Annotated in this window: 17 protein-coding genes; 9 read left to right on the top strand and 8 right to left on the bottom strand. The window is 69.5% G+C overall.

The features are described from left to right. Positions 1-6: 6 nt before the first annotated feature. Both K8638_RS32355 and K8638_RS32350 read left to right on the top strand, forming a co-directional pair. The gene (locus tag K8638_RS32355; RefSeq protein WP_223758550.1) at positions 7-888 is read left to right on the top strand and encodes a GGDEF domain-containing protein; all 882 of its coding nucleotides are present in this window, start codon (positions 7-9) and stop codon (positions 886-888) included. Between the two features lie 3 nt (positions 889-891). After that, positions 892-1044, top strand: coding sequence for a hypothetical protein (locus tag K8638_RS32350; protein WP_223758549.1), 153 nt, complete (start codon positions 892-894; stop codon positions 1042-1044). A gap of 29 nt (positions 1045-1073) precedes the next feature. On the opposite strand, the gene K8638_RS32345 is transcribed toward K8638_RS32350, so the two are convergent. Genes K8638_RS32345 through K8638_RS32325 form a run of 5 tightly spaced genes read right to left on the bottom strand, consistent with a single transcriptional unit; the run spans position 1074 to position 9857 of the window. Beyond that, positions 1074-2102, bottom strand: a complete 1029-nt coding sequence (locus K8638_RS32345) for an NAD-dependent epimerase/dehydratase family protein (RefSeq protein WP_223758548.1) — start codon at positions 2100-2102, stop codon at positions 1074-1076. Beyond that, complete coding sequence (locus K8638_RS32340) at positions 2099-6514, bottom strand: AMP-binding protein (protein ID WP_223758547.1); 4416 nt, start codon at positions 6512-6514, stop codon at positions 2099-2101. Before K8638_RS32340 ends, K8638_RS32345 begins: the two co-directional genes overlap by 4 nt. 11 nt (positions 6515-6525) lie before the next feature. Further along, complete coding sequence (locus K8638_RS32335; RefSeq protein WP_223758546.1) at positions 6526-8136, bottom strand: lactate racemase domain-containing protein; 1611 nt, start codon at positions 8134-8136, stop codon at positions 6526-6528. Positions 8137-8152: 16 nt separating this feature from the next. Then, entirely contained in the window at positions 8153-8821 is a 669-nt protein-coding gene (locus tag K8638_RS32330) for an HAD family phosphatase (protein ID WP_223758545.1), read from the bottom strand. Positions 8822-8876: 55 nt separating this feature from the next. Continuing rightward, positions 8877-9857, bottom strand: a complete 981-nt coding sequence (locus K8638_RS32325) for an NAD(P)-dependent oxidoreductase (RefSeq protein WP_223758544.1) — start codon at positions 9855-9857, stop codon at positions 8877-8879. Positions 9858-10245: 388 nt separating this feature from the next. On the opposite strand from K8638_RS32325, the gene K8638_RS32320 reads away from it, so the two are divergent. From K8638_RS32320 to hemH, 6 genes are all read left to right on the top strand, one after another. Next, the gene (locus K8638_RS32320) at positions 10246-10563 is read left to right on the top strand and encodes an SWIB/MDM2 domain-containing protein (protein ID WP_223758543.1); all 318 of its coding nucleotides are present in this window, start codon (positions 10246-10248) and stop codon (positions 10561-10563) included. A gap of 169 nt (positions 10564-10732) precedes the next feature. Further along, positions 10733-13837, top strand: coding sequence for a malto-oligosyltrehalose synthase (gene treY, locus K8638_RS32315; protein WP_223758542.1), 3105 nt, complete (start codon positions 10733-10735; stop codon positions 13835-13837). Beyond that, on the top strand, positions 13834-15984 hold the full coding sequence (gene glgX / locus K8638_RS32310; RefSeq protein WP_223758541.1) for a glycogen debranching protein GlgX: 2151 nt from the start codon (positions 13834-13836) through the stop codon (positions 15982-15984). Before treY ends, glgX begins: the two co-directional genes overlap by 4 nt. A gap of 97 nt (positions 15985-16081) precedes the next feature. Then, positions 16082-17041 carry a TerC family protein gene (locus K8638_RS32305; RefSeq protein ID WP_223758540.1) on the top strand — a complete coding sequence of 320 codons (960 nt, stop codon included), beginning with the start codon at positions 16082-16084 and terminating at the stop codon, positions 17039-17041. 72 nt (positions 17042-17113) lie between these two features. After that, complete coding sequence (gene apaG, locus K8638_RS32300) at positions 17114-17500, top strand: Co2+/Mg2+ efflux protein ApaG (protein ID WP_223758539.1); 387 nt, start codon at positions 17114-17116, stop codon at positions 17498-17500. Beyond that, positions 17500-18600 carry a ferrochelatase gene (gene hemH / locus K8638_RS32295; RefSeq protein ID WP_223758538.1) on the top strand — a complete coding sequence of 367 codons (1101 nt, stop codon included), beginning with the start codon at positions 17500-17502 and terminating at the stop codon, positions 18598-18600. The genes apaG and hemH overlap by 1 nt, the downstream gene beginning before the upstream one ends. On the opposite strand, the gene K8638_RS32290 is transcribed toward hemH, so the two are convergent. Together K8638_RS32290 and K8638_RS32285 are read right to left on the bottom strand one after the other, a co-directional pair. Next, on the bottom strand, positions 18545-19579 hold the full coding sequence (locus K8638_RS32290) for a hypothetical protein (RefSeq protein ID WP_223758537.1): 1035 nt from the start codon (positions 19577-19579) through the stop codon (positions 18545-18547). The genes hemH and K8638_RS32290 overlap by 56 nt on opposite strands. A 75-nt stretch (positions 19580-19654) precedes the next feature. Continuing rightward, positions 19655-20239 (bottom strand): hypothetical protein, encoded by a 585-nt coding sequence (locus tag K8638_RS32285; protein ID WP_223758536.1) that lies wholly within the window; start codon positions 20237-20239, stop codon positions 19655-19657. Between the two features lie 184 nt (positions 20240-20423). Here K8638_RS32285 and K8638_RS32280 point away from each other — a divergent pair, with 184 nt between their 5' ends. Further along, complete coding sequence (locus K8638_RS32280; protein WP_223758535.1) at positions 20424-21632, top strand: Xaa-Pro peptidase family protein; 1209 nt, start codon at positions 20424-20426, stop codon at positions 21630-21632. Between the two features lie 111 nt (positions 21633-21743). On the opposite strand, the gene K8638_RS32275 is transcribed toward K8638_RS32280, so the two are convergent. Next, the gene (locus K8638_RS32275) at positions 21744-22706 is read right to left on the bottom strand and encodes an L-threonylcarbamoyladenylate synthase (RefSeq protein WP_223758534.1); all 963 of its coding nucleotides are present in this window, start codon (positions 22704-22706) and stop codon (positions 21744-21746) included. Between the last annotated feature and the right edge of the window lie 15 nt (positions 22707-22721).

Below are 22721 nucleotides of genomic sequence, written 5' to 3'. Positions count from 1 at the left end.
CTGGCGATGTCCGGAGACGAAACCCGCGTCACCAAGATCTCCACGCTGAAGGACGTGCGCTCCGAGCGCAGCACCGAGTGCTGCCTCGTGCAGATTCACGGTCCGGAGCTGGGCAAGAAGTACCTCATCGACTCCGAGCTCACCATCGGACGAGACCAGGGCAACCACATCTGGGTGGACCTGGACAACGTCTCCCGCCGGCACGCGCGCGTCCTCGCCCACGGCGGGAGGATGTTCGTGGAGGATTTGGGCTCCACCAACGGCACCTACCTGAACGACCAGGAGGTGCTGCAGCCCTCGCCGCTGCGCAGCGGGGACCTCATCAAGGTGGGCGGCTCCATCTTCAAGTTCCTCGATGGCGACAACATCGAGACCCAGTACCACGAGACCATCTACACGCTGACCATCGCGGACGGTCTCACCGGCGTGAACAACAAGCGCTACTTCCTCGAGTACCTCGAGAAGGAGATGGGGCGCTCCAGCCGCTACCAGCGCTCGCTCACGCTGATGATGTTCGACATCGACCACTTCAAGCAGATCAACGACGTCCACGGCCACCTGGCCGGGGACTACGTGCTGCGGGAGCTGGCCCAGTCCGTCAAGCGCATGGTGCGCCGCGAGCAGTGCTTCGCCCGCTACGGCGGCGAGGAGTTCGCGCTCGTCATGCCCGAGGACGGACCGGAGAAGGCGCGCGTGTTCGCGGAGAAGATTCGCCGGCTCATCGAGGAGAAGGCCTTCTTCTATGACGAGCGCGAGATTCCCGTCACCATCTCCATCGGCGTGGCGGAGATGACGCCCGACATGACGGAGCCCTCGCACTTCATCAAGGTGGCGGACGCCAACCTGTACAAGGCGAAGAAGTCGGGCCGCAACCGGGTGGTGGGGTAGTCCGTGGCGAAGGACGCGGGGCCCTCCGTCCTGGCGCGGCTGCTGCTCGTGCTCCTCGGCCTCGGCTTCCTGGGAGCGGCCTGGGTGTGGAGCCACCGCTCGGAGCCCTGGGCGGCGCGCCTGGTGGACGCCGCTCGGAGCCCGCTGGAGCGTTAGCACCCGCGGGCCCCGCGGGCAGTCACACCTCAGGTGCCCTCGCGCAGGTCCGCCAGCCGGCCCTTGGTGCCCGGCAGGCACTGGGGCGGCATCTTCGAATAGATGTGCTGCACCGTCTCCGACAGCGTCTCGTGCGCGTCGCGCGCGCGGAAGCCCAGCTCGGCCTCCGCCTTGGAGGCGTCCAGCCAGAACCAGTGCTCGCCAATCTCGATTTCCTGCGGGTCCAGCGCGGGCTTCGTGCCGCGCGCCCTGGCCCAGCGCTCCAGCAGCTTGCCGCCCAGCACGTTGAGCTGTGAGGGCAGGCGCAGCCGGGGCGCGGGCACGCCGCTGATGCGCTCCAGGCGCTTGAAGAAGTCCTGCATGGACATGTTCACGCCCATCAGGTGGCGGCCGTACACCTCGCCCCGGGTGAGCGCGTTGAAGAAGGCGTCCGCCGCGTCACGCACGTCCACGAAGGACATGCCGCCGCCCGGCATGGCCGGAAGCTCCTGGTTGAGGAACTTCACCACCGTCCACGTGGAGGACAGCCGGTCATCCCCCGGGCCCATCAGCAGGCTGGGGTTGAGGACGACGAGGGGAATGGCGTGCTTGCGGCAGTACTCCAGCGCCAGCTTCTCCTCGTAGATTTTGGACAGGTAGTACGGCCAGCGCCCCACCACCGTCATCGGGTAGTCGTCGTCCTCGGTGCCGACGCGCTCCTCCTTCGACACGGCGATGGTGCCGGAGGTGGAGGCCAGCACCACGCGCTTCACGCCGGCCTCGCGCACGTCGCGCAGCAGCTCGCGGGTGCTGTCCACGTGCAGCTCGAACATCTTCCGCGCGTCCTTCGGCTGGAAGGAGACGAGCCCCGCCAGGTGGTAGACGCCCTCCACGCCCTCCAGCGCGCGGCGCACCGCGTCCCTGTCCTTCAAGTCACCCGGGACGTACTCCGTGCCCGCGTAGGGCTCGCCCGTGGGCTTCGAGCGGCCGATGAGCCGCACTTCATGCCCGGCCGCCACCAGCCTCGGCACCAGATGCGAGCCGAGGAACCCCGTGCCTCCCGTCACCAGCAGCTTCACGAGTCCTGCCCTCCCGAGGAGGTGCGGGCGAGCGGCCCGGCCTCCAGCGTGCCCGGCCCGCTGAGGTCGAGCACGCGGCCGTCCTTGAGTGCCCGCATCGCGTCCTCGGCGATGCGGGTGACGTAGCGGTAGCCCTCCGAGCGCGCCATGCCCTGCACGCGCGAGCGCAGCGCCTCGTGGCGCAGCGCCGGGCCGATGTTCACCTTCAGGTCCTTGCGCTTGGGAATGACGTTGCCCTTGGGCAGCGCGTCGTACGCGCCATGGATGTAGAGCGGCAGCACGTCCACGTGGAAGGTGAGCGCCAGGTAGCCCAGCGTGGAATAGAACTCCTGCAGCTCGCCCGTGGTGGAGCGCGTGCCCTCCGGGAAGATGAGCACGTTGAAGCCCTGGCGCAGCGCCTCCCCCGCCAGCCGCAGCGACTCGCGCAGCGAGCCCTGCCGCTCAATGGGCACCAGGTTGGTGAAGTTCTCGAACCAGGCGCGCTTGAGCGGGGTGTTGAAGAAGTAGTCGCGGGCGGCCAGGGAGATGAGCCGCTCGCCCTGGTCACCCAGCGCCACGCGCACCAGGCCCGCGTCCAGGTGGCTGGTGTGGTTGGCGATGACGAGGAAGTTGCGGTTCTGCGGGATGAAGGGCTTGCCCGTCACCTTCACGTCGAAGACGCCGCCGTAGAGCACCTTCTGCCCGAAGTTCAGCAGCTGGCGGCCCAGGTCCGCCACCACCTCGGGCACCGGAATCTCCACCTCCTCCTCGCGCGCGTTCTCCTTGGAGATGTCCTTCGCCCGCGTCTCCACGGAGGGCCGCTTGCCGGAGGCCGCCACCACCTTGCGCAGGTCCTCCACCGTCTGCACCTGCGTCAGGTCCTCAATCGCGGGCAGGGGCACGCCGGCGCCCTCCAGCGCGGAGGACAGCTCGGTGAGCATCAGCGAGTCGAAGCCCAGGTCCCCGGTGAGGTGCGCGTCCGGCCGCACGTCCGCCAGCGGCCGGTGGCACACCTCGGCGATGAGCGGGTAGAGCCAGTCGCCCACGCCGCCCGTGCCGCTCGCCGCCACCTTCTCGCGCGCCTTGGTGGCGCTGGCCGCCATGCGCTCCAGCCGCTGCAGCTCCTCCACCACCTGCTTGCGCTTGACGCTGCGCTTGGCGGTGCGGGGCAGCTCGCCGTCCCACAGGCGCAGCACCTTTACCCGCCGGTAGAAGGGCATGCCCGCGCTCACCTTGCGGAAGTGCTCCTCCACCTCGCGCCGCACCTCCTCGCGCGGGCGCTCGCCGTAGTCCGGCACGCACAGGCACGCCACCTTCTCGCCGCCCGCCTCGTCCGGCAGGCCGACAATGGACAGCTCCTTGATGTGCGGGTGGTCCTGGTACAGCTCCTCCAGCTCGTCCGGGTAGATGTTCTTCCCGTTGTGGTCGATGATGACGTCCTTGGCGCGGCCGACGAGGTACAGCCGTCCCTCCGCGTCCAGGCGCCCCAGGTCACCGGTGTGGAGCCACCCCTCCTTGAGCACCGCGTCCGTGGCCTCGCGGTCCCCGAAGTAGCCGGGCATGACGTTGGGGCCGCGGGCCAGCACCTCGCCCAGCCCGTCGTTGTCCGGGTTGAGGATGCGCAGCTCGATGCCGGGCAGCGCGCGGCCCACCGTGCCGGGCTGGCGCTTGTTGCCGGGCTGCGTCACCGCCAGCACCGGCGCGGCCTCCGTCAGGCCATAGCCCTCGGTGATGTTGAAGCCCAGCTCGTGGAAGGCCTTGTGCACCTCGTCCGGCAGCGCCGAGCCGCCGGAGACGAGCACCTTGATTTTGCCGCCGAACTTGCGGTGCACCGGCCAGAACAGGAGCTTGCCCAGGTTGACGTTGCCCCGGTTGCGCAGCTCGCCGTGCGTGGCCATCAGCGCCTTCAGCGCCTGCTCGACGAAGGGCGGGCGGCTGGCGAACTCCTGCGTAATCTTCCGGTGCAGCAGCTGCCACAGCGCCGGCACGCCCACCATGGCGGTGATGCGGCCCGTCTCGAAGACCTCGCCCAGCCGGTCCGACGTCAGCTCGTCGATGTACGTGATTTCCGCCCCGCGCCAGAACGGGGTGAGGAAGCCGGCGGAGAACTCGAAGGTGTGGTGCAGCGGCAGCACGGACAGCACGCCGTCGCCCGCGCCGATGTTGAACGCGCCCGCCAGCTTCGCCACCAGCGAGGTGAAGTTGCGGTGCGTGAGCATCACGCCCTTGGGCGTGCCGGTGGTGCCGGAGGTGAAGATGACGCTGGCCACGTCGTCCGCGGACGCGGCCTTCTTCACCGGGCCAATCCGGTCCGGGTACGCCGCGTCGCCCGTCATCGCCTGCGCCAGGCTCACCACCGTGACGCCCTCACCCAGCGCGGAGAACAGGCCGGGGAAGTCGCTGGCGGCGTCCTCGGAGACGAGGCACGCCCTGGCCTCCGCCCGCCGGGAGATGTTGAGCACCTCCGCCTCGCTGAGGCCCGGGTCCACCGGCACGGCGGTGGCGCCCGCGCGCAGGATGCCGAAGTAGCACATGCCCCACTCGGGCCGGTTCTCCGACACCAGCAGCACCCTGTCTCCCGGCTTGATGCCGGCGCGCAGGAGGAAGCTGCCCACGCGCGAGGCATAGCGGTGCACCTCGCCGAAGGTGAAGCGCTCCTCCTTCTCGCCGGACACCATGCGGAAGGCCACCCGGTGCCGGTACGCGTGCACCGTGGCCTCGAGCAGCTCCAGCAAGTCCCTGTGCGCGGGGATGACGGTGCGCTTCTCGCGCTCCTCCTCCAGGCCGGGGAACACCCACTTCTCCAGGCCGGGCAGGTGCGTCTCCATGAAGTAGGCGCGCCAGTCGATGTTCTCCGGGTCCCAGGGCACCTTCATCCGGTCCGCGTGCGCCATGCGCGCGTAGACGGAGCGCGTGTTGTCGCAGCGGAAGACGTACCGGTTCTCGTAGAGGAAGGGGAGGAACAGGTCCGTGAGGGCGATGAGGCCCTGGTTCTGCTCCACCACGTCGTCCAGCGACACCTTCGCCTTGTCCAGCATCGCCTGGACGGACGGCGCGCCCCAGGCGGGCCGCACCTCGTCGATGGCCTTCTTCAGGAACTGCGCGCCGCGCACCAGCATGGGCGCGCTGAACAGCTCGAACTCCTTCTTGCTGACGGGCTGCGGCTCCAGGCGCGAGCGCAGCGAATTCATCAGCGAGTTGCCCGTCTCTCGGTTGCGGTAGTAGCGCCGCCGGTACAGGCCCACCAGCTCCACGGAGCGGCTGGCGTAGAACGGATTCACGTCACCGGACGCCAGCTGGTAGACGCGCCGCTCCTCCACCTCCATGGTGTGCGCGGTGATGCCGATGGTGGCGCCCGCCACCTGGTCCACCGGGATGATGTCCAGGATGGTGCTCTCGCCGGCGGGGATGCCGCCGGGGCCCTTGATGCCCGCGAAGGCCAGCGGCGCGGAGGTGGTGAAGCCCTCGTTCCACCCGGGGAAGGGGTAGTGCCGCGCGCTCTCCACGATGGAGGGCCGGACAATCGCGTAGCGCAGCCCCGGCGTGCCGGCGATGACCTGCTCGCCCAGGGACTTGGTGTACGTGTACGTGTTGGGCCAGCCCCAGTGGGCGGCGCGCTCCATGCCGGCCTTCACCAGCTCGCCGCTGAGCCACAGCTTGCGCTCGCGGCCCACCGCCAGCCGCAGCGTCTTCTCGTCGTTGACGTCGCGGCCTTCCTCGGCCAGCCGGTCCAGCGCCTTCTTGCGGAAGGTGGACGTCAGGGCCCGGTCATCCGCCTGCTCGCGCAGCCGCGCGACGATGCGCTCCGCGTCCTTCAGCTCCTGCTCCAGGCTGAAGTCGCGCCCGTCCAGCTCGTCCTTCTTCGGGAAGTAGCCGCGCACCTCCTCGTCCTCGAAGACGAGCCCGTGGCGGTTGCCCGCCACGAAGGAGGTGGACATGTGCACCAGCGGCACGCCCCAGCGCAGCGCCAGCTCCACCGCGTACTTCACGCCGTGGGTGTTGACGTTGAGGCCCACCTCCAGCGACGGGTTGAAGGACACCAGGCCCGCGCAGTTGATGAAGGCGTGCACCTGCCCGGTGAGCGCGGCCACCTGCGCCTCTTCCAGGCCCACCCACGGGTCGGTGATGTCGCCATCCAGCACCTGGCACTTCTTCTGGATGAACTCCAGCGCGCCGTCGTCGCCGTAGGCGTCGCGCAGCGGCTGGAAGGGCTCGCTGGTGGCCACCTTGTCGAAGAAGCGCCGCTCGGCGGAGGCCGCGCTGCCCTTGCGGACCAGCACGTACACCTTGTCCAGCTCCTGTCCGTACCGGTGCAGCAGCATGGACAGCGTCACCTTGCCCACGAAGCCGGTGGAGCCCGCGAACAAGATGCGCTTGCCGGTGAAGACGCGGGAGACGTTCAGCTCGGGAAGCTGTCCCTGTTCCTGTTCCATGACGCCCGGCCTCACTTCACGTCCACCATCACCGTGGGGGCAATGCGCAGCAGGCTGATGGTCGCCGAGCGGCCCATGAAGCCGCGCGCCTCTTCAATCGCCTCGGTGAGCGTGTCCGTCCTGTCCCACCCCAGCAGGGCGGGGACGTGGTTGTTCTCCGCGCCCGCGACGATGACCTTGCCCACGTGCTGGCGGCCATTCTCGCCCCAGTACCACATGTAGAAGGGGTGCACGCCGTGGTAGGCGTTGCCCTTGCGGTACAGGTGCACGTAGCTGGGGTTCTCCGCGAACTCCTTCTCGTACTTGTGCTCCAGCTTCATGGAGTCGCGCGTCTCCGGCAGCAGCCGGTTGAAGAACTCGATGTAGCTGGGGTGGTGCTCGGGGTCGAACTCGTCGTAGGCCGGGTGCAGCAGAATCAGCACGCCGCCCTTCTTCACCAGCGGCACGCCGCGGTTGAGGTTGAAGAAGTAGCCCAGCCCCATCACCTGCACGAGCAGCGGGTTGAGGATGGAGTTGACGCTGTACGGGGAGATGAAGGGGATGGGGAAGATGACGATGTCGCTCTGCCCCTCCACCGGCACCACGTACTGCTTCCAGCTCGTCTCCAGCGTCTTCTGGTGCGTGGGCTCGGTGGCGCCGGCGTACACGCCCGTGACCTCATAGGGCGCGGGCACCGCGCTGAGCACCTTGCGCGCCGCCGCGCGCGGCATCTTCGACAGCGCGTAGCGCATGGCCTGGAACTTCAGCCGGTCACCTTCCGTGTAGTCCTCCTCCTTCTTCGCGAGGAAGTCCGTGGGGCCGCCGAACATGCGGTTGTTCAGCGAGGTCTCGATGTGGAAGACCTTCAGGTGCTTGTCGATGTTGCGGCCGATGCGCTCGTTGCTGCGGTACAGCGCGCTGGCCTTCGGCTCCATGTAGGAGTCCGACGCGCGGATGGTCTTCGGGTTGTGGTGGTGGCGCAGCGACGCGTAGTTGGACACGCCGGTGCCCATGGACTTGTGCCCGCCGTTCATGGGCACGAAGTTCACATTCACGTAGACGATGAGGTCGCTCTCCGCCACGCGGCGGTTCACGGACACCTCCTCACCGTGCGACGTGCGCTCCAGCGCGACGATGCCGTCCGGGTCTTCCGCGTCGTGGTTGTAGTAACGGTCCGGGTAGAACTCGTCGAAAATCTTCTGCCCCACCATCCGCCGCATCTCGCCCTCCGTCATGCGGCGGTGCAGGGCGTTGGCGATGACCAGGTGGATGTCGTCCACGCCGCTGTCGGCGGCCAGCTCCAGCACCACCTCGAGGATGGACTGGCGCACGTCCGGCGTCACCATGGGCGGCAGCGGCACGCTGATGTCGTCGATGACGCACGTCAGCCGCATGCCCGGCTTGAGCAGGGCGTGCAGCGGCTCCATGCCCTCCGGGTGGTTGATGGCCCAGCGGATGGCGGCCTTGACGTTGGGCACGCCGGCCATGGGCGGGCGCGGGAAGATGACACGCGTGCCGACGGGCAGGTCTTCCTGCAGGAAGCCCTCGCCGTAGAAGAGCGCCCGCGGGGGGCTGCCCTTCTCGGTGATGACCACCTGGCTTTCCTCGTCGTACAGCTTCTGGAGCGTCTTGAGCGGGCGCATGGGGAGTAGGGGGGCCTTACTTGAGGTCCAGGATGGGCCAGTTGTAGGCGCGCGCGATGGAGCGCAGGCGCAGGTCCGGGTTCACCGCGGTGGGACGGCCCACCACCGCGAGCATGGCGTAGTCAGAGGCGCTGTCGGAGTACCCGTGGCACTTGTCCAGGGACAGGTTCTCCTTCACGCAGTAGGCGCGGATGGCGTTGGCCTTGTTCGCGCCCTCGATGATGGGCGGAATCACCTTGCCGGTGGCCTTGCCGCCCACGAACTGCATCTTGTTGGCGATGAGGTCATCCGCGCCCAGGTGGCGGGCCAGCGGGCGCATGGTGAAGTCCAGTGCTCCGGTGACGAGCACCACCTTGCAGCCGCTGCGCCGCGCCTGGTCGATGAGGTCCTGGGACTGCTCGAAGAGGGCGGGCTGCAGCACGTCCTCGAACATGTCCTCGGCGATGGTGATGAGGCGGTCTTCGCTCAACCCCGCGTAATAGCGGTAGAAGAACTCGTTGAAGGTCTTGCGGTCGAGCGCGTCCATGACACCGAAGAGGGGCACGCTGAGCGCGGTGCTCAGCGTCCTCCCCGCGATGCCCAGGACGGAGCCGCGGTTCATCGCGTAGTACGCGTAGACGTGGACGACGTTCGTCTTCACGAGCGTCCCGTCGACATCGAAAAAGGCGGCTTTCTGGGGGGGCATGTGACAGCCGGGTTCCTGACACTGCTTGGGGGGTAAGGTCAACGTTGGCGGCGCCCTACAGCCATCCCTGCTGGCGGTACCACTCCGCGCTGCGCCGGATGGACTCCTCCATCCCACGCCGGGGGTGAAAGCCCAGCAGGCGCTCGGCCTTCGCGCCGGAGCACGTCCAGGCGGGGGCGAGCAGCTGCCGGGCCAGCTTCCGGTTCAGCGGCAGCTTGCGGCCCGTGGCCCGGCTCACCCCGTCCGCCGCGGAGGCCAGGGTCTTCAGCACCCAGGGCTGGAGCCGCACCGTGCGGGGGTGGAGCCCCAGGGCCGCCGCCCCCACGTCCTGCACCTGCTCGAGGGTGAGGGGGGCGCCCGGGCCCGCGCAGAAGAAGGCCTCTCCCGGGGCCTGGGGGTGCTCGGCCTGGAGCAGCATCAGGTCCACCACGTCCTCCACGTCCACCAGCGTCAGCGGGCGGGGGCCCCCGGCCAGCTCCAGCCGGATGCCGCGCTTCACCAGCTTGAAGAAGGTGAGGTTCTCCCTGTCCCCGGGGCCGAGGATGCGCGGCGGGCGCGTCACCGTCACCGGCAGCCGGTCCGCATAGGTGAAGGCGATGCGCTCCGCCTCCGCCTTGCTCTCGCCGTACCACTCGTGGGGGTGGAAGGGGTCCTCCTCCACATGGGGCCGGGTGGGAGTGGAGGGACCCATGGCCGCCAGCGAGCCGGCCAGCACCAGCCTCGGGCGGTGTCCGGCGGCCACCATGGCCTCACAGAGGTGGCGGGTGCCCTCCGCGTTGACGCGCATGAAGTCCTCGCGCGTCGCGCCGCGTCGCACGCCGGCGAGGTGGAAGACGACGTCCTGTCCCGCCACCGCCGGAGCCAGCGAGGCCGGGTCCGTCACGTCCCCCTCCACCCGTGCATGAGGGATTCCCTCCAGCCCGGAGGCGTCTCCGCCAGGGCGCAGCAGGCACGTCACGGCGTCTCCGCGCGCGGCCAGGGCCTTCGCCAGCCAGACTCCCAGGAAGCCGCCAGCACCGGTGATGAGCGCTCTCATGGGGGCTTTCATCCAAAAAAACACACCACGTCCGCAAGGAGAATCCCGAGCGGATGTCGGCTTCCCTCCCGAGGGGCGGAGCGCGCCGGAGCCGGATTGTCGGGCCCGGGAAGCGTTCCCATGCATATCTTTCGAGGAGAATCGTGCTCCGGAGCCGGTTTTTCGGGCCCGGAACGCGCCGCGGGCGGGTGGCTCCCGAGTGAAAAGCGTGCTCCGGGGCCGGATTTTCGGGCGCCAGACGCGTTCCAGAACGTGCTCTCCGAGGGAAAAACGCAGGAGAGGGCTGTTTTTCGGGCTTGGGCGTGCTACTTCTACGCCGCATCGGCTCCAGCTTCACCCAAGCAAAGCCGTATAACGTCCCCTTCGGAGGGGAGGAGACTCAAGACGAATGGCCGCCAAGAAAGCTGCTGCTGCGAAGAAGGCTCCTGCCGCCAAGAAGACCGCTGGCGCGAAGCGCAAGCCGAACGCGTCGTTCATGAAGGAGATGACGCCGTCCGCCGCGCTCGCTGAGATCGTCGGTAGCAAGCCGCTGCCTCGTACCGAGGTCGTCAAGAAGCTCTGGGCCTACATCAAGAAGCAGGGCCTCCAGGACGCCAAGAACAAGCGGCAGATCAACGCCGACGACAAGCTGAAGCCCATCTTCGGCGGCAAGAAGAACGTCACCATGTTCGAGATGACCGCGCTGGTGAACAAGCAGCTGAGCTGAAGTCGCGCCGGGGAGACCCGGTCGCCACGCAGTCGGGGGCTCGCCGTGTCACACGGCGGGCCCTCTGCTTTTTCAGCCGCCGCGAGCGGCACCGTGGAGCGTTGGATAGAGGGCGGACGGCCATCTGCGTGCTGGCGGACGGAGCGCGGGAGACCTACCTCTGGGCCGCATGCTGCTCGACGGGTCGGAAGAAGAGGGGACCGCCTCCACCAGAGGGACGGGAAGCGCCACCATGACCGCGGAGGCCCTGGCCGAGGGCCTCTACACACGCGTGCTGGCGGAGCGGGTCTCCCGGCCGCGCACGCCGCTGTCCACGTACCGGGTGCAACTCCACCAGGGCTTCACCTTCCAGCAGGCGCGCGAGGTGGTGCCCTACCTGGCCCGCCTGGGGGTGAGCGACCTGTACGCCTCCCCCTACCTGAAGGCCACGCCGGGCAGCACCCACGGCTACGACTGCACGGACCACCAGCAGATAAACCCCGAGGTGGGCTCCGAGGAGGAGCATGCCGCCCTGTGCTCCGCCCTGCGCGAGCACGGCATGGGGCACCTGCTGGACGTGGTGCCCAACCACATGGGCATCGAGCGGGACAACCGGCTCTGGTTCGACGTGCTGGAGAACGGCCCGTCCTCCATGTACGCGAAGTACTTCGACATCGACTGGGCGCCGGTGAAGGAGGAGCTGCGGGACAAGGTCCTGCTGCCCATCCTGGGGGACCAGTACGGCATCGTCCTGGAGCGGGGCGAGCTGAGGCTGTCCTTCCGGGAGGGCTCCTTCTTCCTTCACTACTACGACCACCTCCTGCCGGTGGCGCCCCGCCAGTACGGCCGCATCCTCCGGCATGGGCTGGAGCGGCTGGAGGCGCGGCTCGGGGCCGAGCACCCGTGCATGGTGGAGCTGCTCTCCATCCTCACCGCGATTGAGCACCTGCCGGCGCGCACGGAGGTGGAGCGGGCGAAGGTCATCGAGCGCCACCGCGAGAAGGAGGTCATCAAGCGCCGCCTCGCCGCGGTGGTGGCCGCCGGCCCGGAGGTGGGCGCCTACATCGAGGAGAACCTCCGCATCTTCAACGGCGAGCCCGGCAACCCGCGCTCGTATGATTTGCTGGACGCGGTGCTGTCCTCGTGCAGCTACCGGCTGGCGCACTGGCGCGTGGCGGGCGAGGAAATCAACTACCGCCGCTTCTTCGACATCAACGGCCTGGCCGCCATCCGCGAGGAGGACCCGGACGTCTTCCAGGAGGCGCACGCGCTCATCTTCCGCTGGCTGCGCGAGGACTTCGTCACCGGGCTGCGCATCGACCATCCGGACGGCCTGTTCGACCCCACCGCCTACTTCCTGGACCTGCAGGAGCGCTTCTTCGTGGAGCGGGCCCGGGCCCTGTTCGTGAACGCGCACGGCGAGGGGGATGCACGCTGGCCCGGAGTGGAGGCCGCGCTGCGCGCGCGCTGGCGCGCGGAGGTGACGGAGCGCCCGGACAGCCCGCTGCGCAAGGCGCTGTACGTGGTGGTGGAGAAGATTCAGGGCGGGCGCGAGCGCATCCCCGAGGCGTGGGCCGTGCACGGCACCACCGGCTACCGCTACGCCAACGCGGTGAGCGGCATCTTCGTCCAGCCGGACGCGGAGGCTTCCCTGTCGGAGACGTACGAGCGCTTCGTGGGCGAGAAGGCCGACTTCGCGGAGCTCGTCTACCAGAAGAAGCAGCTCATCATGCGCGTGTCCATGGCCAGCGAAATCAACGTGCTGGCCCACGAGCTCAACCGCATCTCGGAGATGAACCGGCGCACGCGCGACTTCACGCTCAACTCGCTGAGGCGCGCGCTGGTGGAGTTCATCGCCCTGTTTCCCGTCTACCGCACCTACGTGGACGGCTGGCGCCCGGAGCTGGACGCGCGCGACGTGCAGTACGTCGAGTGGACGATTCAGCGCGCCAAGGAGCGCAACGCCACCACCAACGCCTCCATCTTCGGCTTCCTGCGCGACATCCTCCTGCGCCGCTACCCGGAGCACACCCACGAGCGGGAGCGGGCCGTCATGCTGCGCTTCGCCATGAAGCTGCAGCAGGTGACGGGGCCCGTCATGGCCAAGGGCCTGGAGGACACCGTCTTCTACGTCTACAACCGGCTGGTGAGCCTCAACGAGGTGGGCGGCGAGCCGGAGCGCTTCGGGGTGCGCGCCACCACCTTCCACCTGCGCAACCAGGAGCGCGCGGAGCGCTGGCCCGCGAGCCTGCTCACCTCCAGCACCCACGACACCAAGCGCAGCGAGGACGTGCGCGCGCGCATCAACGTCATCTCGGAGGTGCCCGAGGAGTGGCGCAGGCGGGTGAAGAAGTGGGCCCGCCTCACGGAGAGGCGGGTGACGGAGCTTCCCTCCGGCCCGGCCCCCAGCCCCAACGACATGTACCTCTTCTTCCAGACGGTGGTGGGGGCCTGGCCCATGGGCGAGTCCCACTCGCCGGAGGAGCTGGCGGACTTCCAGCGCCGGGTGCGCGAGTACATGGGCAAGGCCATCAAGGAGGCCAAGGTCCGCACCTCGTGGACCAACCCGGACAGCGCCTATGACGACGCGGTGGCGCGCTTCGTGGACGCCTGCTTCGCCCCGGAGACGGGCGGCGCCTTCCTGGAGGACGTGCGGGCCTTCAAGCGCCACATCGAGCGCGCGGGGCAGCACAACGCGCTCGGACAGCTCCTGATGAAGCTGGCCTCGCCCGGCGTGGTGGACACCTACCAGGGCTGTGAGCTGTGGGATTTGTCGCTGGTGGACCCGGACAACCGGCGCCCGGTGGACTTCGCCCTGCGCGCGCGGCTGCTGGACGAGCTGGACCAGGAGGCCCGGCGGGACAGGCCCGGCCTGTGCGCGCGGCTGGTGGCCAACATGGATGACGGCCGGGTGAAGCTCTTCGTCCTGACCGAGGCGCTGCGCCTGCGGCAGCGGCAGCAGGTGCTCTTCCGCTCGGGCGGGTACCGGGCGCTGGATTTGTCCGGCCCCCTCGCCCGGGCGGCGGTGGGCTTCGCGCGCGAGCACGGCGACACCGTGGTGGTGGCCTGTGCACCGCGTTACACCTTGGCGGCCCTGGAATCCCCGGAAGGTCTGGCCGGTGCGTACGGGAGCACGTTCCTCGACCTGCCGGAGGCATATGCGGGCATGATGTTCCGAAGTGTCTTCACCGGGCGCCAGGTGCGGCCGGAGCGTGGGCCGGGCGGCGGGGTGCTGCCCCTCGGACCGCTCCTGGCGGAGTTCCCGGTGGTGCTGTTGGAGAGGAGCAAGGGATGAGGAGGGCCGAGGTGCTTCCAGGGAGGCCGTATCCCCTGGGCGCCACGTTTGACGGGCACGGGGTCAACTTCGCGGTCTTCAGCGAGCACGCGAAGCGGGTGGAGGTCTGTCTCTTCGACCCCAACGACACCTCCAAGGAGACCCGTCGCTTCCCGCTGCTGGAGACGACCCACCACGTGTGGCACGGCTACGCGCCGGGGCTCCAGCCCGGGACGCTCTACGGCCTGCGCGTCCACGGCCCGCATGAGCCGAAGAAGGGCCTGCGCTTCAACCCGCACAAGCTGCTGGTGGACCCGTACGCCCGGGCCATCCACGGCAAGGTGGACTACAAGGCCCCCATCTACGGCTACCCGGCGCCGGCCACGGGCAAGGACGAGGACCTCGTGTTCGACCCGCGGGACGACGCCGCGGCCGTGCCCAAGGCGGTGGTGCTGGCGGACACCTTCGACTGGGAGGGGGACCGCCCTCCGCGGGTCCCCTGGCACGACACCGTCCTCTACGAGGTGCACGTCAAGGGCTTCACGAAGCTGCACCCGCGCGTGCCCGAGCACCTGCGTGGCACCTACGCGGGGCTGGCGCACCCGGCCAGCATCGAGCACTTGAAGAAGGTGGGCGTCACCGCGGTGGAGCTATTGCCCATCCAGCACATCGTCGACGAGCCCTTCCTCATCCAGCGCGGGCTGGTGAACTACTGGGGCTACAACACGCTGGGCTACTTCGCGCCGGACGCGCGCTACAGCGCCTCGGGCTCGCGGGGCGAGCAGGTGGACGAGTTCAAGGGCATGGTGAAGCTGCTCCACCGTGCCGGCATCGAGGTCATCCTCGACGTCGTCTACAACCACACCTGCGAGGGCAACCACCTGGGCCCCACGCTGTCCTTCAAGGGCATCGACAATGGCGCCTACTACCGGCTCACGGAGAAGGACCCGCGCTACTACATGGACTTCACCGGGTGCGGGAACTCGTGGAACGCCACGCACCCGTACGCGCTGAAGCTCCTCGCCGACTCCTTGCGCTACTGGGTGGAGGTCATGCACGTGGACGGGTTCCGCTTCGACCTGGCCACCACGCTGGGCCGGGACAGGCACGGCTACGACACGCGCGCGGCCTTCTTCCAAATCATCCACCAGGACCCGGTGCTCAGCCGGGTGAAGCTCATCTCCGAGCCCTGGGACGTGGGCGACTTCGGCTACCAGGTGGGCAACTTCCCGGTGCTGTGGAGCGAGTGGAACGGCAAGTACCGCGACACCATCCGCCGCTACTGGAAGGGGGATGACCGGCAGGCGGCGGAGATTGGCTACCGGCTCACCGGCAGCTCGGACCTGTACGCGCTCTCCGGCCGCAAGCCCACCGCGAGCGTGAACTTCGTCACCGCGCACGACGGCTTCACGCTGCACGACCTCGTCACCTACAACGAGAAGCACAACGAGGCGAACGGCGAGGAGAACCGGGACGGCGCCAACGACAACCACTCCTGGAACTGCGGCGTGGAGGGCGAGACGAGCGACCCCAGAATCAACGCCCTGCGCGAGCAGCAGAAGCGCAACTTCCTGGCCACGCTCTTCCTGTCCCAGGGCGTGCCCATGCTGGTGGCGGGCGACGAGATGGGACGCACCCAGCGGGGCAACAACAACGCCTACTGCCAGGACAACGAGCTGTCCTGGGTGAGCTGGGAGCTGAACGACACCCAGCGCGAGCTGCTGGAGTTCACCAGCCGCATGGCCAAGCTGCGCCGGGAGCAGCCGGTGCTGCACAAGCGGCGCTTCTTCCGCGGCGCCCACATGTGGGACAGCGAGCTGAAGGACCTGGCGTGGTTCCGGCCGGACGGCAAGGAGATGCGCAAGGACGACTGGGAGAAGCCCTATGTGCGCTCCCTGGCCTTCCTGCTGGGCGGAGACGCCATCGCCACCCCGGATGACGAGGGAAACCGGATTGTCGGGGACACGCTCCTGGTGCTGATGAACGCACACCACGAGCCCATCACCTTCCTGCTGCCCGCAATCGAGTGGGGCGCGGACTGGGAGCTGGTGGTGGACACGGCGGCGACGGGGGAGTCGCACCGCACGCACACGCCGGCGGGGGGGAAGGTGCAGGTGGCCGGGCGCTCCCTGGCGGTGCTGCGCCGGCCGTCGACGGAGTGGGACTAGGCAGGGTGGGGGACGAGGCCCTTGTCACGGAAGGGTCGACGCCCGGGCCCTCCGCCGGTAGGGTGCGCCCCGTCGCACACTGCACCAGGAATCATACGTGAACACGCAAGCCGCGCTCTGGGTGGGTTTCAACGTCTTCGTCCTCGTGATGCTCGCGCTGGACCTCGGGCTGTTCCACCGCAAGGCACACGCGGTGTCGCCCAAGGAGGCGGGCATCTGGACGGTGGTGTGGATCAGCATCAGCCTGCTGTTCTGCGCCGGCATCTGGCACTACCGGGGTCACGAGCAGGGCCTGCAGTGGGTGACGGCGTATGTCGTGGAGTACGCGCTCTCCGTCGACAACCTCTTCGTCTTCCTGATGGTGTTCAGCTACTTCCGGGTGGCGCCGGAGCACCAGCACCGGGTGCTCTTCTGGGGCATCATGGGCGCGTTCATCATGCGCGCGGGCCTCATCATCGCCGGCGCGGCCCTGGTGCAGCGCTTCCACTGGCTCATCTACCTGTTCGGCGCGTTCCTCGTGTACACCGCGCTGAAGATGCTCTTCTCCAAGGACGAGGACATCGACCCGGAGCAGAAGGGCATCGTCAAGTTCGCCCGCCGGGTGCTGCCGGTGTCTCGCCAGGGGGAGGGCAGCCGCTTCTTCCTCACCGAGGACGGGCGCCGCAAGGTGACGCCGCTGTTCATCGTCCTGCTGGTGGTGGAGGCCACCGACCTGCTCTTCGCCCTGGACTCCATCCCCGCGGTGCTGGGCATCAGCCAGGACGCCTTCATCATCTACACGTCCAACGTGTGCGCGATTCTGGGCCTGCGCTCGCTGTTCTTCGTGGTGGCCAGCCTGATGGACAAGTTCCACTTCCTGAAGGTGGGGCTGAGCGCGATTCTGGCCTTCGTGGGCGTGAAGATGCTCATCACCTACTTCGACATCCACGTCCCCATCGGCCTGTCGCTGGGCGTGATTGCCGGCATCCTGGTGGGCTCCATCGTCGCCTCGCTCGTCTGGCCCAAGGCCCCCGAGCCCGAGCAGGCCGGGGAGGGCGCGAAGACGGAGGCCCGGTGAGGGCCCGCCACCCGGCCGGCCAACCTGGCGTTTTCCTTGCAACCGGGCGGTAATGGCGCCATTTCTGGTGCCATGTCCTCCACTGCCACCACCGATGGCATCCGCATCACCGTGAAGCCCGCCTTCTGGCCGGAGCGCAGCGCGCCGGAGTCGGGGCAGTACGCCTTCATGTACACGGTGGAGATTGCCAACGAGGGCAGCGCGCCCGCGCAGCTCAAGTCGCGCCACTGGGTCATCACCGATGCCACCGGGAAGGTGGAGGAGGTGAAGGGCGAGGGCGTGGTGGGCCGCCAGCCCAGCCTGAAGCCGGGCGAGCGCTTCGAGTACACGAGCTGGGCGATGCTGCGCACGCCGTTCGGCACCATGCGCGGCACCTACGACATGGTGCGGCCGGACGGCTCGCGCTTCGAGGCCCGCATCGCGGAGTTCGCCCTCACCCTCCCCAACGCCCTGCACTGATGTCTCCCCCCGCCGCGAAGCGAGGCCTGCTGCTCCTCAACCTGGGCACGCCGGACGCTCCGGAGACGGGGCCGGTGCGCCGCTACCTGCGCGAGTTCCTCAGCGACCCGCGGGTGGTGGACATCCACCCCGTGGGCCGCTGGCTGCTGCTCAACCTCATCATCCTCCCGGTGCGCCCGGCGAAGAGCGCGGAGGCGTACCGGAAGGTCTGGATGAAGGAGGGCTCGCCGCTGCTGGTGTTCAGCCGGGCGCTGACGTCCGCCGTGGCCGAGCGTCTCCAGGGTGAGTACGAGGTGGAGCTGGGCATGCGCTACGGCAGCCCGTCCATTCCGGACGCCATTGCCCGGCTGCGGGCGCGCGGCGTGTCGGACTTCACGGTGCTGCCGCTGTACCCGCAGGAGGCCGCGTCCACCACCTCGTCGTCGCTGGCGCGCACGTACGAGGTGATGGCCGAAGGGTGGGACGTGCCCAACGTCCGCGCGGTGCCGGCCTTCTACGGCCACCCGGGCTTCCTGGACGCCTTCGCCACGGTGGCGCGGCCGGTGATTGACGAGGCGCGCGCGGACTACGTCCTCTTCAGCTTCCACGGCGTGCCGGAGCGGCACGTGAAGAAGAGCGACCCGACGGGGCGGCACTGCTTCGCTTCGGAGGGCTGCTGTGCCGTGCTGACGGACGCCAACCGCCACTGCTACCGCGCGCAGTGCTACGCGACGGCGCGGGCACTGGCGGAGCGGCTGGGGCTGGGCGCGCAGGGACAGGGCTGGACGGTGTCCTTCCAGTCCCGTCTGGGGCGCACGCCGTGGGTGAAGCCCTACACGGACGTGGTGCTGCCGGAGCTGGCCCAGCGGGGCGTGAAGCGGCTGGCGGTGATGTGCCCGGCCTTCGTGGCGGACTGCCTGGAGACGCTGGAAGAGGTGGGCATGCGCGCCCGCGAGCAGTTCGTGGAGGCGGGGGGCGAGTCGCTGACGCTCGTCCCCTCGCTCAACGCCCACCCGTCATGGGTGGACGCCGTGGTGCGGCTGGTGCGCGAGTCGGACGCGGCGCCTACTGCTGCGGCTGGGCCGTCGGCTGGGGTGCCGGAGGCGACTCGAGCGCGCTGAGGCTCAGCTTCAGCGACCCCGGTGGCACCTGCACGGCCTTGGCGGGGAAGGGGCCCTTCGTCACGGCGGAGAGGTTGCCCTCCCAGGAGCGCCAGCGGCCGGCCTTCACCAGGAACTCGCCGCGGCCGGTAATCTTCACCTCGGTGCTGATGGCGGCCTCGCCGGAGCTGCTCTTCGGGCTCTCGCTCGCCTCTTCCTCTCCCTCGCGCGCGGGCACGGTGGCCGGCTTGCGCGGGGGGCGGATGGTGCCGGAGATGCGCTCGTAGAGGTCGTACTCCACGGTGGCCACCTGCTCACCGCCGTCCGCGGGGGCCAGCGCGGTGAGCTTCACGCGGTTGCGCCGCTCGGGCGGGGGGCCCTGGAAGGTGGGGCCGAGCGCGTCCGGGGACACCAGCTCGGTGCCCAGCGACCAGGTGTCGCCGGCGCCCACCGCGTCCCTGGGCAGCTCCAGCACCAGCGTGGCCGTGTTGCGGGTGACGCCTTGCAGGCCCTCCAGCACGAAGCCGCGCTCGCTGATGGTGCCCTGGTCCTCCGCGGCGTCCTTGCCTTCAGGGACGACGCGCAGGCGGTAGTCGCCCGAGTCGGTGCGCTCCATGACGTACGTGAAGGCGCTGGGGAAGGAGGCCGCGGCCGGGGCGGGTGCCGCCGGGCTCTCCTCGCGGGCCTTGCCACGGGCCTTGCCGCCCCGTGTGGACTTCTCCTCCGGCTCGGCGGCCTCGGCCTCGGGCTCGGCGCCCGTGCGCTCCACGGTGAGGCGGTAGGAGGCCGACGCGCCCGGGGCGAGCTTCCAGCGCAGCACCGCCTTGGCGGGGTCCACGGCGGGACGGGCGGGCGGGGCGGGGGTGTCCGCCGCCGGCGCGGGGGCGGGGGCGTCATTCATCCCCGGCGGGCGGGGAATGGGCTCCAGCTTGCCGCGGGGTTCTTCCTTGCAGGCGAACAGGGACAGGGCGACGACCAGGCCAGACAGGCTTCGCTTCACGCGGGGACACTCCTCGGGAGTCCCTCGGGCTTAGCCAAGCCTGCGAGGACATTTCAAGTCCGTCACCCGGACGCGTCACGGCGTGCGCTGGGAGGGGCCCTGGGCGAGGTACACGTCGACCTGCTCCTTGACGCGCCCGGCGAAGTCGGGGTTGAGGCGCTCCAGGATGGCCCACTCCAGCTCCAAGTCCCTGCGGATGACGGGCCGGGTGGAGTAGCGCCCCAGGACGGGCTCGGTGGCCAGCACCTCGGTGGGGGTGGTGTTCGGCTTCTCCTCCGGTGTCACCGCCCCCGAGGAAGCGAAGCCCGGCAGGAGCTGCGTCCGGGCGTGGACGTTGGCGTCCACCTTGTAGGCGCGCAGCACGAAGCGGCCGTCCGGGCGCACCCGGCCCTCGATGTAGCGGCGCGACCAGGCGGTGAAGACGTCGTGGTTGCCCCGGACCTTCCAGGGGGTGTGGAGGAACAGCGGGTCCGTGCTGGGCAGCATTGAGTAGCCACGGGCGCCCAGCTCCGCCTCCGCCGCATCCATCACCTGCTGCGCCGGCAGGTCGTAGACGACGTAGCTGCCGGTGCGCTCCAGCAGGGTCTTCCGGGGGCTGCTCGCACAGCCCGTCACCGCGAGCGCGACCACGACTCCCACGAGCCACCGCTTCATCATCATACCCTCGCTGTTCTCATCGTTGCGTGAGTGGAGCCGCGCGGTGCGCGGCGCCATCTGAAACGTGGGACGTGGCGGCGCATATCGGGCGCGGTGCCGCCCGGCCTGGGCCAGCGCGGAGCGAGCGGTTCAAGTACGGTTCGTGGCCGCCGTACCCATCGGACCTGTCTGACCTGGAGGATGAATCGTGGAGCGAGTCCATTCGGCCGCCGAGAGCACGGAGTTCCAGCGGCGGCATGACCGGTTGGTGGCCGCGATGGAGGCGCAGGGCGTCGAGCAGCTCGTGCTCACCTCGACGGAGAGCATCTTCTATCTGACGGGAGCGACCGCCGAGCCGCTGGAGCGGCCGTTCTTCCTCGTCATCGAGGCCCGGGGCAGGCGGTGGCTGCTGGTTCCACTGCTGGAGCAGGAGCACCTGCGCAAGGGGTGGGGGCCGGCATCACAGGAGGTCCACTCGTACGCGGAGTTCCCGGCGCCGAAGGGCCAGGGTTGGCGGGACGTGCTCGTGCCGATGCTGCGGGCGGGCTTCGCTTTCGAGCCGGGCACGCCGCATGAGCGAGCGTCCGTGCTGATGGCCGCCGGTGGGCGCGCGCTGGAGTTGCTCGAGCCCATCCGCATGGTGAAGTCCGACTTCGAGGTGGAGCGAATCGAGCGCGCGGCGCGGTACGCCATGTGGGGCGTGGAGGAGATTCTGCGCTCGGCCTATCAGGGGGCGACCGTCATCGAGGGCTACATGACGACCACCTCGCTGCGGCGGAGAATCATCCAGGAGGAGGAGCACTTCGACGCGCTGGCCACCGACGTCATCGCGGCGCCGTGGCCCGCGCCGTTGAGCAGCGAGCCGCACTCGGTGCCCGGTGCGACGATGACGCTCGACGGTGGGCCGCACGTGGCCCTGGTGCTGACGCGCGTCAACGGCTACGCGGCCGAGTGCGAGCGCACCTTCTTCACCGCGCCTCCCACGGCGGAGCAGCGGCGGCTCTTCGCGCTGATGTTGGAGGCCCGGCGGGTCGCGTTTGAAATGGTGCGTCCCGGTGTGCTCGCGGCGGACATCGATGCGGCGGTGAATGACTTCCTGACCCGGGAGGGATTCGGGGACCCGGCCCAGCGGCTGCACCGCACGGGGCATGGCTTCGGGCTGGGCAACCACGAGCCACCGTGGGTGGCCGTGGGCAGCGAGCACCGGCTGGAGCGGAACATGCTCATCTCCATCGAGCCGGGCATCTACGTGCGCGGCACCGGGGGATACCGGCACTCGGACACGGTGCTCGTCACGGAGGACGGCTACCGCGTCCTGACGCCGCTGCCGACGGACCTCGACAGGCTCACGTTCGGCAAGCCGAGCCTGAAGCAGCGCCTTCGCGCGGCCGTCATCCGGCGTTTCGCGGGAGTGTGACCGTGCCGGCGGTGCCGCGCCTCGGGGCAGGCGCCGCGCATGAATCGTCTGGCCTGCCCGGTCGCGGGACGGGCATCGAGCGTGAAGCACCCGGTCCCTTGGTGGACCTTCTCACTCACGCGGCGCGGCCGCTCGGGCCAGTCTGTCTCTCACCGCGATGCCCAGACCGCTCGCCGCTGGCAGGCACGCGACCAGCACGTCATGGCCCTGCTCATCCGCCTCGCGCAGCCGCGCGTACAGCACGCGCGCGGCCCCGGCCGGGTCCTCCGGCACGTCGAAGCGCGGCACGTCTGGTGGCAGCCCGAGGCTCTCGGGCCCGAGCACTCCCACGCGCAGGCCCTGACCGCGTAACTCCTTCACACGCGCGAGCGCCTCGCGAGGCTCCGTCAGCACCACGCCCGCGCGCGGCGCGTAGTGCGACGCCAGCGAGCCCGACACGCGCACCTTGGACGCGGTCCGCACCGGCACCGGCCGCCCCAGCACGCGCTCCACCTCCTCGGTCGCGAGCCCGCCAGGACGCAGAATCGCGGGCTCCTCCGAGCTCAGGTCCACGATGGTCGACTCCACGCCCACCGTGCACGGACCGCCATCCAGCACGAGGTCCACGTCATCGCCCAGGTCTCTCGCCACGTGCTCCGCCGTGGTGGGGCTCACCCGGCCGAAGCGGTTGGCGCTCGGCGCGGCCAGCCCGCCTCCGAGCTTCTGGAGCACCGCGAGCGCCAGGGGATGGTTCGGCACGCGCAGGGCCACCGTGTCCTGCCCACCCGTGACGGCATCCGTCGCGCGCGGCGTGCGCGGCAGCACCAGCGTCAACGGCCCTGGCCAGAAGGCGTTGGCGAGCCGGTGCGCCGCCTCCGGCACCTCTCGCGCCCAGGAGGCCAGGTGCTCCACACCGGGGATGTGGACGATGAGCGGGTGAGTGGCGGGCCGGCCCTTGATGGCGAAGACGCGGCGCACGGCCAGCTCGTCCTCCGCGTTGGCCGCGAGGCCATACACGGTCTCCGTGGGCAGGGCGACAACTCCGCCGCGCCGCAGCAAATCCACTGCGCGCTCGATGAGGTCCGGATTAATCATGCGCGGCCGCACTGT

Source organism: Myxococcus sp. RHSTA-1-4, assembly GCF_020037125.1.
In the GTDB taxonomy this organism is placed as follows: Bacteria; Myxococcota; Myxococcia; order Myxococcales; family Myxococcaceae; genus Myxococcus.
Note: the sequence above shows the minus strand (reverse complement) of the source record. Positions and strands in the feature narration are given on the sequence as shown.

Coding starts and splice junctions, on each gene's coding strand:
- K8638_RS32355 (WP_223758550.1), top strand. CDS start 7: ATGTCCGGAGACGAAACCCGCGTCACCAAGATCTCCACGCTGAAGGAC.
- K8638_RS32340 (WP_223758547.1), bottom strand. CDS start 6,514: ATGGAACAGGAACAGGGACAGCTTCCCGAGCTGAACGTCTCCCGCGTC.
- K8638_RS32335 (WP_223758546.1), bottom strand. CDS start 8,136: ATGCGCCCGCTCAAGACGCTCCAGAAGCTGTACGACGAGGAAAGCCAG.
- K8638_RS32330 (WP_223758545.1), bottom strand. CDS start 8,821: ATGCCCCCCCAGAAAGCCGCCTTTTTCGATGTCGACGGGACGCTCGTG.
- K8638_RS32325 (WP_223758544.1), bottom strand. CDS start 9,857: ATGAGAGCGCTCATCACCGGTGCTGGCGGCTTCCTGGGAGTCTGGCTG.
- K8638_RS32320 (WP_223758543.1), top strand. CDS start 10,246: ATGGCCGCCAAGAAAGCTGCTGCTGCGAAGAAGGCTCCTGCCGCCAAG.
- treY (WP_223758542.1), top strand. CDS start 10,733: ATGCTGCTCGACGGGTCGGAAGAAGAGGGGACCGCCTCCACCAGAGGG.
- glgX (WP_223758541.1), top strand. CDS start 13,834: ATGAGGAGGGCCGAGGTGCTTCCAGGGAGGCCGTATCCCCTGGGCGCC.
- apaG (WP_223758539.1), top strand. CDS start 17,114: ATGTCCTCCACTGCCACCACCGATGGCATCCGCATCACCGTGAAGCCC.
- hemH (WP_223758538.1), top strand. CDS start 17,500: ATGTCTCCCCCCGCCGCGAAGCGAGGCCTGCTGCTCCTCAACCTGGGC.
- K8638_RS32285 (WP_223758536.1), bottom strand. CDS start 20,239: ATGATGATGAAGCGGTGGCTCGTGGGAGTCGTGGTCGCGCTCGCGGTG.
- K8638_RS32275 (WP_223758534.1), bottom strand. CDS start 22,706: ATGATTAATCCGGACCTCATCGAGCGCGCAGTGGATTTGCTGCGGCGC.